Origin of the sequence: Novosphingobium sp. ERN07 (assembly GCF_012641335.1) — a bacterium.
GTDB lineage: Bacteria > Pseudomonadota > Alphaproteobacteria > Sphingomonadales > Sphingomonadaceae > Novosphingobium.
In genome coordinates this window covers 440,393-456,807 of record NZ_JABAID010000002.1, presented here as the reverse complement: position 1 = coordinate 456,807, position 16,415 = coordinate 440,393, and the positions used below count along the sequence as shown (strand labels likewise).

General features: G+C 61.8%; 13 protein-coding genes. 4 read left to right on the top strand and 9 right to left on the bottom strand.

Features of this window, described 5'->3' with window-relative positions:
• Positions 1–21: 21 nt before the first annotated feature.
• Positions 22–675 carry an alpha/beta hydrolase gene (locus tag HGI47_RS05190; protein ID WP_168851708.1) on the top strand — a complete coding sequence of 218 codons (654 nt, stop codon included), beginning with the start codon at positions 22–24 and terminating at the stop codon, positions 673–675.
• Positions 676–678: 3 nt separating this feature from the next.
• On the opposite strand, the gene glgX is transcribed toward HGI47_RS05190, so the two are convergent.
• The 7 genes from glgX to HGI47_RS05155 all read right to left on the bottom strand — a co-directional run bounded on the left by glgX (position 679) and on the right by HGI47_RS05155 (position 12,369).
• A complete protein-coding gene (gene glgX / locus HGI47_RS05185; RefSeq protein WP_168851707.1) occupies positions 679–2,466 on the bottom strand; it encodes a glycogen debranching protein GlgX in 1,788 nt (595 codons plus the stop codon).
• The gene (locus HGI47_RS05180) at positions 2,463–4,091 is read right to left on the bottom strand and encodes an alpha-D-glucose phosphate-specific phosphoglucomutase (protein ID WP_168851706.1); all 1,629 of its coding nucleotides are present in this window, start codon (positions 4,089–4,091) and stop codon (positions 2,463–2,465) included. The genes glgX and HGI47_RS05180 overlap by 4 nt, the downstream gene beginning before the upstream one ends.
• Entirely contained in the window at positions 4,088–5,545 is a 1,458-nt protein-coding gene (gene glgA / locus HGI47_RS05175; protein ID WP_168851705.1) for a glycogen synthase GlgA, read from the bottom strand. The genes HGI47_RS05180 and glgA overlap by 4 nt, the downstream gene beginning before the upstream one ends.
• Before the next feature lie 88 nt (positions 5,546–5,633).
• On the bottom strand, positions 5,634–6,893 hold the full coding sequence (gene glgC, locus HGI47_RS05170) for a glucose-1-phosphate adenylyltransferase (RefSeq protein WP_168851704.1): 1,260 nt from the start codon (positions 6,891–6,893) through the stop codon (positions 5,634–5,636).
• A gap of 18 nt (positions 6,894–6,911) precedes the next feature.
• On the bottom strand, positions 6,912–9,077 hold the full coding sequence (gene glgB, locus HGI47_RS05165) for a 1,4-alpha-glucan branching protein GlgB (RefSeq protein WP_168851703.1): 2,166 nt from the start codon (positions 9,075–9,077) through the stop codon (positions 6,912–6,914).
• An 8-nt stretch (positions 9,078–9,085) separates the two neighbouring features.
• Positions 9,086–11,497, bottom strand: a complete 2,412-nt coding sequence (locus HGI47_RS05160; RefSeq protein ID WP_168851702.1) for a glycogen/starch/alpha-glucan phosphorylase — start codon at positions 11,495–11,497, stop codon at positions 9,086–9,088.
• 329 nt (positions 11,498–11,826) lie between these two features.
• The gene (locus HGI47_RS05155) at positions 11,827–12,369 is read right to left on the bottom strand and encodes a cytochrome b (protein ID WP_168851701.1); all 543 of its coding nucleotides are present in this window, start codon (positions 12,367–12,369) and stop codon (positions 11,827–11,829) included.
• Between the two features lie 306 nt (positions 12,370–12,675).
• Here HGI47_RS05155 and HGI47_RS05150 point away from each other — a divergent pair, with 306 nt between their 5' ends.
• From HGI47_RS05150 to HGI47_RS05140, 3 genes are all read left to right on the top strand, one after another.
• On the top strand, positions 12,676–12,819 hold the full coding sequence (locus HGI47_RS05150; protein ID WP_240949989.1) for a hypothetical protein: 144 nt from the start codon (positions 12,676–12,678) through the stop codon (positions 12,817–12,819).
• Between the two features lie 103 nt (positions 12,820–12,922).
• Entirely contained in the window at positions 12,923–14,641 is a 1,719-nt protein-coding gene (locus HGI47_RS05145; protein ID WP_240949988.1) for a hybrid sensor histidine kinase/response regulator, read from the top strand.
• Positions 14,642–14,643: 2 nt separating this feature from the next.
• Complete coding sequence (locus HGI47_RS05140) at positions 14,644–15,573, top strand: DNA-binding response regulator (RefSeq protein WP_168851699.1); 930 nt, start codon at positions 14,644–14,646, stop codon at positions 15,571–15,573.
• Positions 15,574–15,638: 65 nt separating this feature from the next.
• Here the strand turns inward: HGI47_RS05140 and HGI47_RS05135 are convergent, their stop codons facing one another.
• Together HGI47_RS05135 and HGI47_RS05130 are read right to left on the bottom strand one after the other, a co-directional pair.
• Positions 15,639–15,953 carry a UrcA family protein gene (locus HGI47_RS05135; RefSeq protein ID WP_168851698.1) on the bottom strand — a complete coding sequence of 105 codons (315 nt, stop codon included), beginning with the start codon at positions 15,951–15,953 and terminating at the stop codon, positions 15,639–15,641.
• A gap of 239 nt (positions 15,954–16,192) precedes the next feature.
• The gene (locus HGI47_RS05130) at positions 16,193–16,399 is read right to left on the bottom strand and encodes a hypothetical protein (RefSeq protein WP_168851697.1); all 207 of its coding nucleotides are present in this window, start codon (positions 16,397–16,399) and stop codon (positions 16,193–16,195) included.
• Positions 16,400–16,415 lie beyond the last annotated feature (16 nt).

Genomic DNA, 16,415 nt, shown 5'->3' with positions numbered 1-16,415 from the left:
CCGTTTCAGGAGACAGCACAGATGACTCAACAACGCTCGTTTGCAGCGGGAAAAGACCCGCTTGTGCTTACCGTACCGGGCCTCAACAATAGCGGGCCGGGGCATTGGCAAACGCTTTGGGAACAATATCTTGGCAACGCCCAGCGGGTCGATCTCGGCCTGTGGGACGATCCGCATCGCAACACCTGGGTCAACAAGATCAATCTTGCCGTCCACCGCGCCGACCGTCCGGTCGTGCTGGTGGCACACAGCCTTGGCTGCCTTGCGGTGGCGTGGTGGGCCGAGTTCGAAAAACCGAGTGATGGCAAAGTGATAGGCGCGCTTCTTGTCGCCCCGCCCGATGTCGAGGTGCGCCCGATAGACCGCCGCCTGACCCGCTTCGCGCCGTTCCCGCATGGAGAGCTGCCGTTCCCCTCGATCCTCGTTGCCAGCCGCAACGATCCCTACATGGGCATCGGTCAGGCGCGGAATCTGGCGCGGGCTTGGGGCAGCCGCTTTGCCGATGCGGGTGAGGCCGGGCACATCAATGCGGAATCGGGCCTTGGCGATTGGGCCTTCGGGCAATTGCTGCTCAACCAGTTGCTGCCCGACGCTTTCGGATTGGAAAAGTCCGACACGCGCACGCTGGTTGGGAACTTCCAACCCGACCGGTCGCTGCGCCGCCTTGGCGCATGATAGTCAGGCCGGACCGGCCTTTGGACCGGCCCGGTCAACCGTGAATCCGTAAGTGGCATTTTGCCAGCGGAATCCGGTGGTTAGAGGACTGTTCCAGTCGTCCGGGTGCATCTCTGTGTCATCTAGGTGCATCTTGGTGCACTTCAGGATTTGCCACTTTCCGTCCTCTGGAAAGCGCTGAAGCTCGGAAATTATCGAGGCTCGCCAACTGGATAGTTCGCAGACATAGGCCTCCAACGCCAGATCGCACCGCTCCCAGTCAATCCATGTCGTATCATTGTCCTGCGCATAGGCATTGTTGTTCCCGCGCTGGGTCCGACCGAATTCGTCGCCCGCCGTCAGCATGATCGATCCGGTAGAGACGAACAGCGTGCCGAGCAGCGCGCGGGCATAGGTGGTGCGGGCGGAGAGCACAGTGGCGTCATCAGTGTCGCCCTCTATGCCATTGTTCCAACTGAAATTTTCGCCATGCCCATCGCGGTTCTCTTCGCCGTTGGCCCAATTGTGGCGCGCTTCGTAGGCGAGCATATCGGCCAGCGTGAAGCCATCGTGCGCGGCGAGGAAGTTGATTGCGCGGCAGGCTTTGCCGAAAATGTCCGAAGACCCGGCAATCCGCGTCGCCAAAAGGCCAAGCCCGGCTTCGCCTTTCCAGAAGCGGCGGACATCGTCGCGGAATCTATCGTTCCATTCCAGCCAATTAGGCGGGAAGGCTCCCAACTGGTATCCGCCGGGCCCGATATCCCACGGCTCCGCGATCATCACACGGTCCGCCAGAACGGGATCGGCGGCAATCTCGGCGAAGATCGGAGCATCGGCGGCAAAGCCGGGGCTGCGCGCGATGATCGGCGCCAGATCGAAGCGAAAACCATCGACGCCGCAATGACTTACGAAGTGGCGCAGCGTATCGAGCGCCAGCGTGCGGACGGCGTGATTGCCGAAATCGAGCGTGTTGCCACAACCAGTATCGTTGATCAGGCTGCCATCGGGCGCCTTGGCATAAGCGGCATCGTCCAGCCCCCGCAGCGAGATCACCGGGCCGAGAACATCGGATTCTCCGCTGTGATTCAACACGATATCAAGGATAGTGCCGATGCCTTCGGCGCGCAGGGCGGCCACGGTATCGCGCAATTCGGGCACGCCGCCGGGGCACAGGCGCGGGTCGAGCGCCATCATGGCGACGGGATTGTATCCCCATGCATTGCTGAGGCCGAGCGGGGGCAGGTGGCGCTCATCAATCCACGCCACGATGGGCATGAGTTCGACGGCTGAAACGTGCAAGCGTTTGAGATGATTAATAATTGCCGGATGCGCTAGGGCGGCCACGGTGCCGCGGATAGCTTCGGGCACATCCGGGTGCAACATGGTGAAGCCGCGCACGTTGAGTTCGTAGATCAGTCCACCGTGGCGGAACAGGGGCGGGGCGGGGGTGATTGATGGGGGCGCCGTGACAACCGCTTTTGGAACTATCGCGGTAGTATCAATGCCATAGGCGGACAAGCTAGGGTCATATGTGAAAGGGCGATCCAGTTCGAGCGCGTGAGGGTCAACCAGCAGCTTGGCAGGATCGAACCACAGCCCGGCGGGTGGATTCCATTGACCAGACGCACGGTAGCCATAGGCGCTTCCGCGCAAATCCCCTGCGATTTCAACGCTCCAATTGTCACCATCGCGCACCATCGGCACGCGCTGTTCGGCATCGCCGTCAAACAGACAGAGCGTCAGCGCTTCGGCGCGGGGGGAGCGGACGGTGAAGCGGGTTTTGCCGTCCGTTATCAGAACTCCCGGCTTCACGTCACCACATCGGGCGCGGTACGGCCGGTATGGCGGGTGATGCCTGCGATTGCATCTGCCGCTGCGATAAGATCAGCAAGCATTTCAGGGGTTTCGCGGTCGAGGTCACCGCCAACCGGCTCATAGCGCTCCAGATAGACGCGCAAGGTTGCGCCTTCGGTCCCAGTGCCGGAGAGCCGGAAGACGACGCGCGATCCGCCGACGAACATCACGCGCACGCCCTGATTGCTGCTCGTCGAACCATCGACGGGATCAAGGTAGGAGAAGTTATCGGCTTCGGCAATTTCCAGCGATCCGAAGGACTTGCCCGGCAGGTTGGCCAGCGCGGCGTTGAGTTCCGCCATCAGCGCATCGGCCTTGTCCGTCGGCAGGGCTTCGTAATCGTGGCGGGCGTAATAGTTGCGGCCAAACCTGGCCCAGTGCTCACGCGCCAGCGCATCGAGGCTGATCTTGCGCACGGCGAGAATGTTGAGCCAGAGGAGGACGGCCCAGAGGCCATCCTTTTCGCGCACATGATCGCTGCCTGTGCCCGCGCTTTCTTCGCCGCAGATCGTGGCCATGCCTGCGTCAAGCAGATTTCCGAAGAATTTCCAGCCGGTTGGCGTTTCGAAACAGGGCAGGCCGAGCGCTTCGGCAACGCGGTCAGCGGCGGCGCTGGTCGGCATCGAGCGGGCTATGCCCTTGAGTCCACTCGCGTATCCCGGCGCAAGGTGGGCGTTGGCGGCGAGCATGGCGAGGCTGTCTGACGGGGTGATGAAGCGGTGCCGTCCGACGATCAGATTGCGGTCCCCGTCACCGTCCGATGCCGCGCCGAAATCGGGGGCGTCGGAGGCGAACATCATTTTGAACAGTTCGTGCGCGTGGACCATATTGGGATCGGGGTGGTGGCCACCGAAGTTTTCGAGTGGCACGCCGTTGCGCACGGTGCCTTTGGGGAAGCCGAGGCGATTTTCGAGGATTTCTGTGGCGTAAGGGCCGGTGACGGCGCTCATCGCATCGAATGCCATTGTGAATCCCGCGGCGACGTTGGCGCGGATCATGTTGAAATCGAACAAGGATTCCATGAGTTCGGCGTAGTCAGCAACGGAATCGATCACTTCGACAGTCATGCCGCCGACTTGGGTAGCCCCAAGCGTATCAAGGTCTACGTCAGGCGCGTCCACGGTCAGCCAGCGGTCGATGGTCTGGGTGCGGGCGTAGATCGCGTCGGTCACCCCTTCGGGGGCGGGGCCGCCATTGGCGATGTTGTATTTGATGCCGAAATCTTCGTCCGGGCCGCCGGGGTTGTGGCTTGCTGAAAGGATCAGCCCGCCAGATGCGCCATATTTGCGGATGACGTTCGATGCGGCAGGGGTGGACAGGATGCCGCCTTTGCCGACGAGAACCTTGACATAGCCGTTGGCGGCGGCAATGCGGATGGTCTGCTGGATGACGGTGCGGTTGTGATAGCGTCCGTCTCCGCCGAGGACCAGGGTGCTGCCGGTTGCGCGTTCCACCACATCGAACACCGCCTGCACGAAGTTTTCGGCGTAGTTATCCTGTTGAAATACTTTCACCTTCTTGCGCAGGCCGGAGGTGCCGGGCTTTTGGCCGGAATAGGGCGTCGACGCAACGGTACGGGTCATGGGTTCTCCGCAATAAGGCTGGCGTATAGATCCGCGTAGGCTTTCCCCGAACGGCTCCACGAGAAGTCTGTTTTCATGCCGGCGCGCTGGATGACACGCCACGTGTCGCGTTGCCAGTAAAGTGTTACGGCACGGCTTATGGCGTCGGCCAGCGCGGCATAGTGAACGCCATCGAACTGCACGCCGGTGGCGACGCCGCCCATGACAGCGGCAAGGTTCGCGTCAATCACGGTATCGGCAAGCCCGCCCGTGCGCGCGACGACGGGGACGCAGCCATAGGCAAGGCCATAGAGCTGGGTGAGGCCGCAGGGTTCGAAGCGACTTGGCACGAGAATGGCATCGCCGCCCGCCTGCATCTGGTGGGAAAGGGCTTCGTCATAGCCGATGCGCACGCCGACCTTGCCGGGGTGGCGCATGGCGGAGGTGTGGAAGGCGTTTTCCATCGCCTTGTCGCCAGAGCCAAGCAGGGCGAGCCGTCCTCCAATGCCGACGAGATGATCGATGCACTCCAGAAGGACATCGATGCCTTTTTGCCAAGTGAGGCGGGTGATCACGACGAAAAGGGGGCCATCGCTGCTTTCGAGGCCAAATTCGGACTCCAGCGCGCGCTTGTTGGCATCACGTTTGGCCAGCGCTTTGACGCTGAATTTGGCTTTCAGCGCGGGGTCTGTTTCGGGATTCCACTGTGCGGTATCGATCCCGTTGACTATGCCGTGGACACGCTCCCCACGACTGACGATCAGGCCTTCGAGGCCCATGCCGAATTCGGCGGTGCGGATTTCGCGCGCATAAGTGGGACTGACGGTGGTGATTGCGCTGGCGGCTTCGAGGCCGCCCTTCAGAAAGCCTATACCGCCGTGATATTCCACGCCGTCCATCGCAAAGGCATGGGATGGCAGGGCGAGCGCGGGGAACAGGTCTGCGCCGTAGTGGCCCTGAAACGCCATGTTGTGAATGGTCATGACCGAGGGTACATGGTGGCCACCTTCAGGCGGCGCAAAGCGGAGGTAGGCGAGGGTCATCGCGGCTTGCCAATCGTGGGCATGGACCAGATCGAAGCTGCGGCCTTTTACCGCGCCGCTTGCAACGTCGGCGGCGGCGCGCCCGAAAGCGGCAAAGCGCCGCCAGTTGTCGGCCCAATCGCGGCCCGAACTATCAACATAAGGGCCGCCATCCCGCTGAAAATAGGCGGGAGCATCGACGACGAGGAGCGGATGCCCATCAATCTTGCCGCCGACAAGGCGCGCCTTTTCGCCCAGCAGATTGTCCCACGTGTGGAGCGCGCGGGGGCGGGAGAGCGCCTTCATCACCGCCGGATAGCCGGGGAGGATGGTGGTCATCTCCACGCCATGCGGCGCGACGGCGGCGGGCAGGGCGCCGGCCACGTCGGCAAGGCCACCGGTCTTGATCAGCGGGACAGCCTCTGAGGCGACCGAGAGGACTTTTGTGGTCATGCGGAGCGGTCAGTTCGTAACAGGCCCTCCCCCGACCCCTCCCGCAGGCAGGAGGGGCGACGTTGGCCGAGGTATGGTGCGTTGGCGTTCATACCAGTTGGTCGATCATCCGTTTGGTGATCAGGCAGACGCCGCTTTCGGAGCGGCGGAAGCGGCGGGCGTCGAGTTCGGGGTCTTCGCCCACGACGAGTCCTTCGGGGATGCGGACGCCGGAATCTATGATCACACGGCTGAGGCGGGCACTGCGACCGATGTTGCAATAGGGCAGGATCACTGCTTCTTCGCAACTTGAGAATGAGCCCATCTTCACGCCGGTGAACAGCAGGCTGCGCTTTGCGGTGGCGCCGGAGACGATGCAGTCCTGCGAGATGAGCGAGGAGATTGCCATGCCGCGACGGCCTTCTTCATCGTGCACGAACTTGGCCGGCGCGGCGATGATCTGGTCGGTCCAGATCGGCCACTCGCGGTCATACATATCGAGCTTGGGCACGATGTCGGTAAGATCGAGATTGGCTTCGAAATAGGCGTCGATCGTGCCGACATCGCGCCAGTATTCCTCAATCTCCTCAGCCGCGCGGATGCACGAGGCGGTGAAGCGGTGGGCAACAGCCTTGCCATTCTTCACGATCTTGGGGATGATATCGTTGCCGAAATCGCGGCTGGAATTCTGATCGTCTGCGTCTTCCTGCAGCATCTGGAAGAGGAACTTCGTTTCGAACACATAGATGCCCATCGATGCCAGTGCCATTTCCTCGTTGCCGGGAATGCCGGGGGGATCGGCGGGCTTTTCGATGAAGTCGGTGATGGTGTCGGCCTTGTCTACCGCCATGACGCCAAACCCTGTGGCTTCCATCCGTGGCACGACAAGGCAGCCGATGGTCACGTCTGCACCGCTGTCGACGTGCTGACGCAGCATCAGCTCGTAGTCCATCTTATAGATGTGGTCGCCCGCAAGGATGACCATGTATTTGGGCGCGTAGGAGGCGATGATATCGATGTTCTGGAACACGGCATCGGCCGTGCCTTCGTACCAGTGATCTTCGGACACGCGCTGCGAGGCGGGCAGAATGTCGAAGCTTTCGTTGCGTTCGGGGCGCATGAAGTTCCACGCGCGCTGCATGTGGCGGATCAGCGAGTGGGCCTTGTACTGCGTGGCCACGCCGATACGGCGGATACCGGAGTTGATCGCGTTCGAGAGGGCGAAATCGATGATGCGCGATTTGCCACCGAAATAGACGGCGGGTTTGGCGCGGTTGTCGGTCAATTCCTTCAACCGGCTGCCGCGACCACCTGCAAGGACATAGGCCATCGCATCGCGCGCCAGCGGCTGAGAGTAAGTTTCACGCATCCCCGGTAGCCCTCCGTCTTATCCTTCGAATTCCAGAATCAATGTGGCGAGTGGCGGCAGAACCACGAAGGCTGCGCCGCCTTCTGCGGTGACTTGCCCCAGATTGCCGATGCCGCTGCCGCCATAATCCTGCGCATCGCTGTTCAGCACTTCGCGCCATGCGCCATCGTGCGGCAAGGGCAGGCGATAGTGATCGTGCACGGCTGGCGTCATGTTGCAGATGACCGCCACGGGCTTTGCTCCGGGGGCCTTGCGCAGCCAGGCGAAGACCGAGGCTTGGGCGTCATCGACCACGAGCCATTCGAAGCCTTCCCGCTCGCAATCGCGGGCGTGTAGGGCAGGACGGGTGGTGTAGACGCGGTTGAGATCGCGCACCCAGCGGCGGACGCCTTCGTGGGCGGGCGCATCGAGGAGGTCCCAATCGAGGTTGCGCGCTTCGCTCCATTCGCGGCGCTGGGCGAATTCCTGACCCATGAACAGCAGCTTCTTGCCGGGATAGCCCCACATCATGCCGTAATAGGCGCGTAGGTTGGCGAACTTCTGCCAATCGTCGCCGCTCATCTTGTTCAGCAGGCTGCCCTTGCCGTGGACCACTTCATCATGGCTCAGGGGCAGGACGAAGTTTTCGCTGAAGGCGTATGTCAGGCCGAAGGTAATTTCATTGTGATGATACTGGCGGTGGATCGGATCAAGCGCCATGTATTGCAGCGTATCGTGCATGAAGCCCATGTTCCATTTGAACCCGAAGCCAAGGTGTTCGCGTGGGGCTTCGTCAAAGGCGGGCTTGCTGACGCCAGGCCATGAGGTGGATTCCTCGGCAATCGTCAGAAAACCGGCGTGGGTCTGGTAGACAGCGCGGTTCATCGCTTTCAGAAATTCCACCGCTTCCCAGTTCTCGCGCCCGCCTTCGGCGTTGGGAATCCATTCGCCCGCCTTGCGCGAATAGTCGCGGTAGAGCATCGAGGCGACGGCATCGACGCGCAGGCCATCGACATGGTAGCGCTCTGCCCAGAACAGCGCGTTGTTGACGAGGAAGCTGACGACTTCGCGGCGGCCGAAGTTGTAGATCAGCGTGTTCCAATCAGGGTGGAAGCCAAGGCGCGGATCTGCGTGTTCATAGAGCGCCGTGCCATCGAAATTGACGAGGCCGTGTTCATCGGTGGGGAAGTGGGCGGGCACCCAGTCTATCAGCACGGAAACGCCTGCGCGGTGTGCGCCATCGACGAACCGGGCGAAGCCTTCGGGCGGGCCGAAGCGGGCGGAGGGGGCGTAGAGGCCAGTGGTCTGGTAACCCCATGACGGGTCGTAGGGATGTTCTGAAACCGGCAGGAATTCGATATGGGTGAAGCCCATTTCCGCGACGTAGGGGATCAGACGGTCGGCCAGTTCGTCCCACGTATAGAAGCCATCGTCATGGGGCTTTTGCCATGATCCGGGGTGGACTTCGTAGATCGACATGGGCTGGCGGCGCGCGTCGATGCTGGCCCAGTGGGCGCGGTGATGGGCATCGCCCCAGTCCATCTTGACCGGATGTGCGGTGATAGACGCCGTGCTGGGACGGAACTCTGCGGCTTGCGCAAACGGGTCTGCCTTGAGCGGAAGCACCATGCCATCTGCAGCCACGATGCGGTATTTGTATGCGCGGTGTTCGCCAATGTCGGGGATGAACACTTCCCACACGCCGATGTCCGCGCGGCGGCGCATCGGATGGCGGCGGTGGTCCCAATCGTTGAAATCGCCCACGACCGACACGAGGCTGGCGTTGGGTGCCCAGACCGCGAAGTGAACGCCCGATGCGCCTTCATGCTCGATCAGGTGCGCGCCCATCTTGTCAAACAGGCGCTGGTGGGTGCCTTCGGCAATCAGGAAATCGTCCATCGGGCCGAGGACGGGGCCAAACGAATAGGCATCTGTGACCAGCCATTCGTGGGCACCCGCCTTGCAGGCATAGCGGACGGGCTGGCGATGGCCTTTGACCTTGCCTTCGAACAACCCGCGCCCGTCGATGCGGGTGAGTTTGCCCAGCTTCGCGCCGGAAAGCGACCATGCCACCGCTTCATCGGCACCCGGAAGGACCGCGCGGGCGAATGCGCCGTCCGGCCCTTCGTGGATGCCGAGAACCGAGAAAGGATCGGCGTGCGTCCCGTTCAGAAGGGCTTCGATGGCGCTCGCCGGTGGTTTCATGCTGGCCTTCAGACCCCCCAGATATCGCGGGCATATTCACCGATCGTACGATCGGATGAGAACCAGCCTACGTTGGCAATGTTGCGAATTGCCGAAGCGCGCCATTTGGCCTGCTGTTCCCAGCGGCGATCAATGTTGCGCTGGGCGGCGTGATAGCTGTCAAAATCGGCGGCGACCATGAACCAGTCGTGATCGTAGATGCCGCCCATCAGGCCCGCATAGCGCTGCGGATCGTCGGGCGAGAATACGCCGGTGGCGATGGCGGCAAGGGCCTGCTGCAATTCGCGCGATCCTTCGATGATCTCGCGCGGGTTGTAGCCGTTGGCGCGCTTGTCCTCGACCTCGTCGGCGGTGAGGCCGAAGATTTCGATATTGGCGTCGCCCACATGGTCCTTGATCTCGACGTTCGCGCCATCGAGCGTGCCGATGGTAAGCGCGCCGTTGAGCGCGAACTTCATGTTGCCGGTGCCCGATGCTTCCATGCCGGCGGTGGAAATCTGTTCGGACAGGTCGGCCGCAGGGATGATCTTTTCGGCAAGGCTGACGTTGTAGTTTGGCACGAATACGACCTTGAGCAGCCCGCCTACCGAGGGATCGGAATTGACGCGGCGTGCGATGTCGTTCGACAGTTTGATGATCAGCTTGGCGTTGTGATAGCTCGAGGCTGCCTTGCCGCCGAATATCTTTACACGCGGCACCCAATCGCGTTCGGGGTGGCTGCGGATCTGATCGTAGAGCGCCACCGTTTCCACCAGATTGAGCAACTGGCGCTTGTATTCGTGGATGCGCTTGATCTGGACGTCGAACAGGGCATCGGGATCGAGGCGGACGCCCATCACGTCTTTGATATGCTTGGCCAGCGCGATCTTGTTCGAGCGCTTTACCTCGGCAATGCGTTCACCCAGTTGGGCATCGTCAGCCAGTGCATTGAGATCGGCCAGCTTTTCGGCGTCATCCAGAAAGGCATCGCCAATGGCATCCTTCAGGACCGAGGTGAGGCCGGGGTTGCACTGTTGCAGCCAGCGACGGGGGGTGACGCCGTTGGTCTTGTTGTTGATGCGCGTGGGGTAAAGCTTGTGCAGGTCTGAAAAGACAGTGGTCTTCATCAGATCGGTGTGGAGCGCGGCCACGCCATTGATGCTGTGTGCGCCGGTGAAGGCAAGGTTGGCCATGCGCACGCGGCGTTCACCGCCTTCGTCGATCAGGCTGATTGCGGCGACGGCTGCATCGTCAAGCCCGGCCTTGCGCGCTTCGCGCAACACGCGGCTGTTGATCGCGTAGACGATCTGCATGTGGCGGGGCAGCAGGCGTTCGAACAGCGGCAGCGGCCACGATTCCAGCGCTTCGGGCAGGAGCGTGTGGTTGGTATAGGCGACGGTCGCCTTGGTCAGTTCCCACGCTTCGTTGAATTCGAGGCCGTGCGCATCGACCATCAGGCGCATCAGTTCGGCCACGGCCACAGCGGGGTGCGTATCGTTGAGCTGGATCGCCGCCTTATCGGGCAGGGTGCGGATATCGCCGTGATACTGCACGTGGCGGCGCACGATGTCCTGAATAGAGGCAGAGGTGAAGAAATACTCCTGCCGCAGACGGAGTTCCTGACCGGCAGCGGTGGAATCCGCCGGATAAAGCACGCGCACAAGGCTGTCGGCACGGACCTGTTCGGCCATTGCGCCAAAGTGATCGCCCGCGTTGAACGCATCGAGCCGCAGGGGATCGAAAGCGTGCGCGGTCCACAGGCGCAGCGTGTTCACACGCTTGCCGCGCCAACCGACGACAGGAGTGTCAACCGCGCTGGCTTCAACCTTTTCAGCCGGGCGCCATTCCACGCCATCGCCGGTTTCAACCACTTCACCGCCGAAGCCGATGATATAGGCGCTTTCGCGGCGATCAAACTCCCACGGGTTGCCGTGAGAAAGCCATGTTTCGGGAAGTTCGACCTGCCAACCATCATCGATGCGTTGGCGGAACATGCCGTTCACATAGCGAATGCCGTAGCCGTAAGCCGGGATGCCAAGGCTGGCGAGGCTTTCCATGAAGCACGCGGCGAGGCGACCTAGGCCACCGTTGCCAAGCGCCGCGTCGGGTTCAAGATTTTCGAGCGCGGCAAGATCGAAGCCGTGTTCGCGCAGCGCCTTTTCCATGTCGCGCGTCAGACCCATGTTCGAAAGGGCATCGCGCAGCAGGCGGCCGATCAGGAATTCCAGGCTGAGATAATAGACCCGCTTTGCGCCCTTGTCATAGGTCTCGCGCGTCGATTCCATCCACCGGTCGATGATCGCATCGCGCAGCGTCAGCACGGTGGCGGTGTACCAATCGTGCGGTTTTGCGGCGCGTTCGTCCTTGCCCACGCGCTTGCGCAGCACGTCGATGATCTGGGCGTCGATTTCGGCGGCTTTGGAATTGGATTCGAGGGTCATGATACGCGATTCACCCTGCTTGGCCCGGCGCGCAAGCAGGCGTGGCCCACCATGCGCCGATGCGTGTTGCACCGGCCCTTCACGCCAGCACGCCCGATGTTTTTGCGGCCTTGCACAAGTGCGAAAGGCGGCGGGCTGTGCAGCAAACCATCTTACTCCCCACACAAAGGTATGACAGGCTGCGCACGCCGGGCAAGCGGCAATCTGCGGGTGGCGCAGACTTGCCGCACTTCAGGTTCCGTTACGGATGGATTGCCCCACTGCTCAGTCCTCACGCCGCCACTTGTAGGCGCGCAATTGCGCGAAGTGTGCGAGAATACGTCTGCGGTTCAGAACATGCGGCGCAAGATGGTGTCCTTGATCACAAAATGGTGGTGGAGCGCCGCCGCGATGTGCAGCACGACCAGCCCGGCCATCAGAAAACCAAGCACTTCATGGCCTTCATGCGCGGCCTCTGCCAGCGCAGAGCCTTTGGTGACGGCCAGCTTGGGCCATTCGAAAAGGCCCCAGATGCTGATCGGATATTTGCTGTTGGCCGAGGACATGATCCACCCCGTGACAGGCACGATCAGCATCAGCGCATAGAGTGCGGCATGGGCGACTTTGGCTGCTAGGCGCTGGAGATTGCTCATCGTGGCGGGCCATGCGGGCATGGTCCAAGTGAACCGCCAGCCAAGCCGGATGAGCGAAAGTAGCAGGATGATGATGCCGGTGCCTTTGTGCAGCGGAAATGGGTTCCAGATATCTTCCAGCGCATCACCGCCGATGCCCGAAGCGAGGTTGAAGATCACCATGCCCGCGATCAGTGCATGCAGCGTGCGCGCAACGGTGTTGTAGCGAACCAATTCTGCGCCGCCTGCGATACTTGCCATTCCCCGACTCCCGTAAATGTCCGTGCACGAGATGGCATGAACTGGCTGCCGGTGTCACGCTGCGTTGCGAGGGGGGGGCTAAAAGGAGCGGGCGTCGCAAAACAGGACGGGCGTCAAGCAATGCCATGCGGCAAATGACGTATGGGAGATTTTGCACTGCAAAAAATATGGTGTCGGCAGAAACCAACGAGACCGCCCGAAACTCCATGAGGTCGCAAGGACGGTCCAACTTCATCGTGAGGGCAAATGTCTACCCAGCGTCTTACCCAGGTTGAACCTGCCGTGGTCCACAAGATGGCGTCCATGTTGAAGAGCCAGAAGCCCGAAGTTATTCAAACCAGCTTTGGAATCGGCCTGAATACTTGGGTCAAGCTGCGCGAAGGCAAGGCTATCAGGCATTCGGTGGCGGTGCGCCTCCTGCAACGTTTGCAGCGCGATCAGGTGATCTGAAGGCCGCACCCAGTTGGCAATTGGTCTTACCCGGCGTGCCACTTCCGGGGGTTGAGTTCGCTGCGGTTGCAGTGCACAATCTTTCGCGCGTCGGCAGAAGGGCATGTGCCTGACTGACACGGGCGCGGGGTCGATTGGCATGGTCATGTTCCGTGAAGGCGGAAGCGGGCAGCGCAGTTTCATTCGTCCGTCCACGATTTTGCGGGGGCGGATGGTTGGTGCTGCACTTTGCGTTCTTGCGCTGATCGTGGCGATCCTGATGCTGGCAGACACGCTGGAGTTGTTTGGTCGCGCGCGGGCGTTTCGGTGGGTGAGTTTGGGTGGCACGCTAGTGATTGCGGCCATTGCCCTGTGGCAGTTCCTTGGCCGGACGGACGATTTGCCCGATGGGGCGGGTATGCCGACCGGGCCTGCGCAGGAACAGATGGCGCAGCTCGCCAGCGAATTGGAGGCTGCCGAAGCTGCCAATGCCGCCAAGAGCCGCTTTCTGGCCAATGTCAGCCACGAAATTCGCTCTCCGCTCAACGCGATCTATGGCTATGCCCAACTTGTGGAGCGTGGGGCCGAAGTTGATCCGCAACACGCCGCGCGCGTGATCCGCCGCAGCGCCGAACACCTGACGAATCTGGTCGAAGGACTGCTCGATCTCGCGTCTGTCGAACAGGGCGTGATTCGCGTGGATAGCGGCGTGGTGCGCGCAGGCGGGCTTGTGCAGCAGGTGGCCGACATGTTCGCACCGCTGGCGGCGCAAAAGGGGCTGGCGTTCCATTGCGACCTGCCTGACCGGCTGCCCGAATTCGTGCGCATGGACGAACGCCGCGTGCGGCAGGCGCTGATCAATCTCGTCTCTAACGCCGTGAAATTCACCGAAGCGGGCGAGGTTACACTGGCCTTCCGATGGTCGGGCCAGATGGCGACGTTTGAGGTGCGCGATACGGGGCCGGGCATTGCTGATGATCGGCGCGATGCGATCTTTGCGCCCTATGTTCGGGATGGTGCCGCGCAGCCGCAGGAAGGAGCGGGGCTGGGCCTTGCCATAACCAGCGCCATCGTACGAATGCTGGGTGGTGATCTGCAACTGGAAAGCACGCCAGGAGTGGGCAGCACGTTCCGCATCGTGATCATGGCCCCGCAAGTTTCCGGCTTTGTGGATCGCGCGGCGGATCTGGTGCGGCCGAGCGGATATGCCGGACCGGTGCGATCGCTCCTGCTTGTGGATGACGACCGCGATCATCTGGCAGTGCTACGGACGGCGCTGGGTGAAGTGGGCTTCGAAGTCTCGCTGGCCAGCGACGGGCCGACCGCGTTGGCGCTTGCCGGGAGTGCTGCGGCGCAAGGGCGCTTCGATGCGGCGGTGCTGGATGTGAGTATGCCGGGCATGACCGGGTGGGAAGTGGCTGCGCACCTGCGTGCGGTTCACGGGCCTGCGCTGAAGATTCTGATGCTGTCCGCCAATGCCGAGGAACGGCACGGGCTGGCGGGGCAGGCGGCGGATCATGATGCGTTTCTGCTCAAGCCCGTGGAACTGGGCGGACTGATCGATGCGATTGGCCGACAATTGGGGCTGGCGTGGGTCTATCCGCAGGTCGCATCGCCTGCCGAACGGCCTGCCGAGGCCGCGGCCCGCATATCAGATGCAGCGCGCGAACATGCAGAACGTCTGAAATCACTTGTAAGGATCGGCCACGTGCGCGCATTGGAGGGTGAAATCCGCGCGCTGGAGCAGGCCGATGCAGCCGCTGCGCCGCTTGTGGCCAAACTGTATGCCTGCCTTGACCGGTTTGATCTGGCCGCAATGGGGAAGACGCTTGAGGAGCTTTGACGATGAGTGAAACCGCAAGTGGCGCGGGCGCGCGGCGCGATACGGTGCTTGTTGTCGATGACGAACCGGATTCGTTGCGCTTTCTTACCGACACGCTGGAAGGTGTTGGCATCACCGTTCTGGTGGCCATTTCGGGCGATGCCGCGCTGGACCTGTTGCAGCATATCACGCCCGATCTGATCCTGATGGACGCTGTAATGCCGGGGATCGACGGATTCGAAGCAACAAGGCGGATCAAGGCGCGCGCTGCGCTGGCCCATGTGCCAGTGGTGTTCATGACCGGGCTTACCGAGAGCGAACACGTGGTCGAAGGGTTCGAGGTGGGTGGGGTGGACTATCTGCGCAAGCCGGTGAACGTCCACGAACTGCTGGCGCGAGTGCGCGTGCACATCGGCCACGCCCGCGCCATGCAGGCTGGCGCGGCGGGGCTGGATGCCACCGGACGGCTGATGATGGCGACCGATACGCAAGGGCAGTTGCTGTGGTGCACGCCAATGGCCGATCTGGCGATCACGCGCGTCAGCCCGGAATGGAACCGTGAACGCGGCACTTTGCCTGATGCCTTGCGCGGGCCGGTGACGCGGCTGCTGTCGCGCAACGAACTCGGCGCGACGGCGCGGATCGAGCAGGGCGAGGGTTCATTGGAACTGGTGATCATCGCGCATTACCGCGAGAACGAGGTACTGATCCGGCTGAACGAGCTGAATCCACGTGCCGATGTTGCCAGGTTGCAGCAGCGCCTGTCGTTGACAGATCGTGAGGCTGAAGTGCTGCTTTGGATCAGCTATGGCAAATCGAACGGGATGATATCTGAAGTTCTGGCGATCAGCCCGCGCACGGTGCAAAAACACCTTGAGCGGATTTACGAGAAGCTGGGTGTGGAAACCCGCGCAGCCGCAGCGGCAGTGGCGATCAAGGTGCTCGGCACCTGAGGCGGAGGCAAAACTGGTGCGGAGGGGAAACGTCTCCGCACCAGCGTGCTGTTGCTTGCAATAGCTTAACGTCTGGCCATCGTGCCGTGACGGGCGGCCTGCGCCAGTTCCTGAACCATCGGCTCAACGCTGGCGACGGCCGCACGGCGGCACCGGTAGTCGGGCATCGGCGTCACGATCATGCGGTCGGAAGGATCGCAGGCTTCGGCGGCGGCATCCGCGATGCGGTTGCGCAGCTTTCGCATGTGATCTGCACGGGTGAGGTCAAGGCCATCGGCGGAGACCGAGATGTTTACGGTCTGGGCGGGCGCAGCGGCGGCTGCGATCTGCGGCGCAGACAGCAGTCCGACCGCCGCGATTGCGGCGAGAAGTTTGGTCATGGGCATTCTCCTGCGAAACACTATTCTGGTCAGGTCCGGCTTTCCGGCTCCTGCTGCCTTATTGGCGGTTATTTGTGGACTGGCGGGTATTCCCGATTGATTCCAATCCAAGTTCAAGAATAGGTCTGGTGACTGGGGTGCACAAGTTATTTTAATAAATAAAACTAAGTAATTCATGGTGTTCTACTTGTGCCTTGCAGCAAAGGGCGGTTCAATGCTGGGGTGATGGCATACGTCTATCACAAGTCGTAATACGCCAAATCTGGACGGATGTCCGAAAAGTCCCAAAAGCCGGGCTTTTGTTGAAAATCTCTAGGGTGAGCGGCGAGGCAGTCTGTAGACCAAAGCTGATGCTGCGCCGCAGCAAGGCGCTGCTCAAAAAGTTTTGGCGCTGCGCCTTGATCGGTCAGGAAACCGGGCTTGGTCGGCTCCGTCGATTGGGCCAATGTCCGTTCCGGGAGA

Bases quoted from the DNA above. Each gene is read 5' to 3' on its own strand.
- HGI47_RS05140 (WP_168851699.1), top strand. From the start codon at position 14,644: ATGAGTGAAACCGCAAGTGGCGCGGGCGCGCGGCGCGATACGGTGCTT.
- HGI47_RS05145 (WP_240949988.1), top strand. From the start codon at position 12,923: ATGTGCCTGACTGACACGGGCGCGGGGTCGATTGGCATGGTCATGTTC.
- HGI47_RS05180 (WP_168851706.1), bottom strand. From the start codon at position 4,091: ATGACCCGTACCGTTGCGTCGACGCCCTATTCCGGCCAAAAGCCCGGC.
- glgA (WP_168851705.1), bottom strand. From the start codon at position 5,545: ATGACCACAAAAGTCCTCTCGGTCGCCTCAGAGGCTGTCCCGCTGATC.
- HGI47_RS05160 (WP_168851702.1), bottom strand. From the start codon at position 11,497: ATGACCCTCGAATCCAATTCCAAAGCCGCCGAAATCGACGCCCAGATC.
- glgC (WP_168851704.1), bottom strand. From the start codon at position 6,893: ATGCGTGAAACTTACTCTCAGCCGCTGGCGCGCGATGCGATGGCCTAT.
- glgB (WP_168851703.1), bottom strand. From the start codon at position 9,077: ATGAAACCACCGGCGAGCGCCATCGAAGCCCTTCTGAACGGGACGCAC.
- HGI47_RS05135 (WP_168851698.1), bottom strand. From the start codon at position 15,953: ATGACCAAACTTCTCGCCGCAATCGCGGCGGTCGGACTGCTGTCTGCG.
- HGI47_RS05190 (WP_168851708.1), top strand. From the start codon at position 22: ATGACTCAACAACGCTCGTTTGCAGCGGGAAAAGACCCGCTTGTGCTT.
- HGI47_RS05155 (WP_168851701.1), bottom strand. From the start codon at position 12,369: ATGGCAAGTATCGCAGGCGGCGCAGAATTGGTTCGCTACAACACCGTT.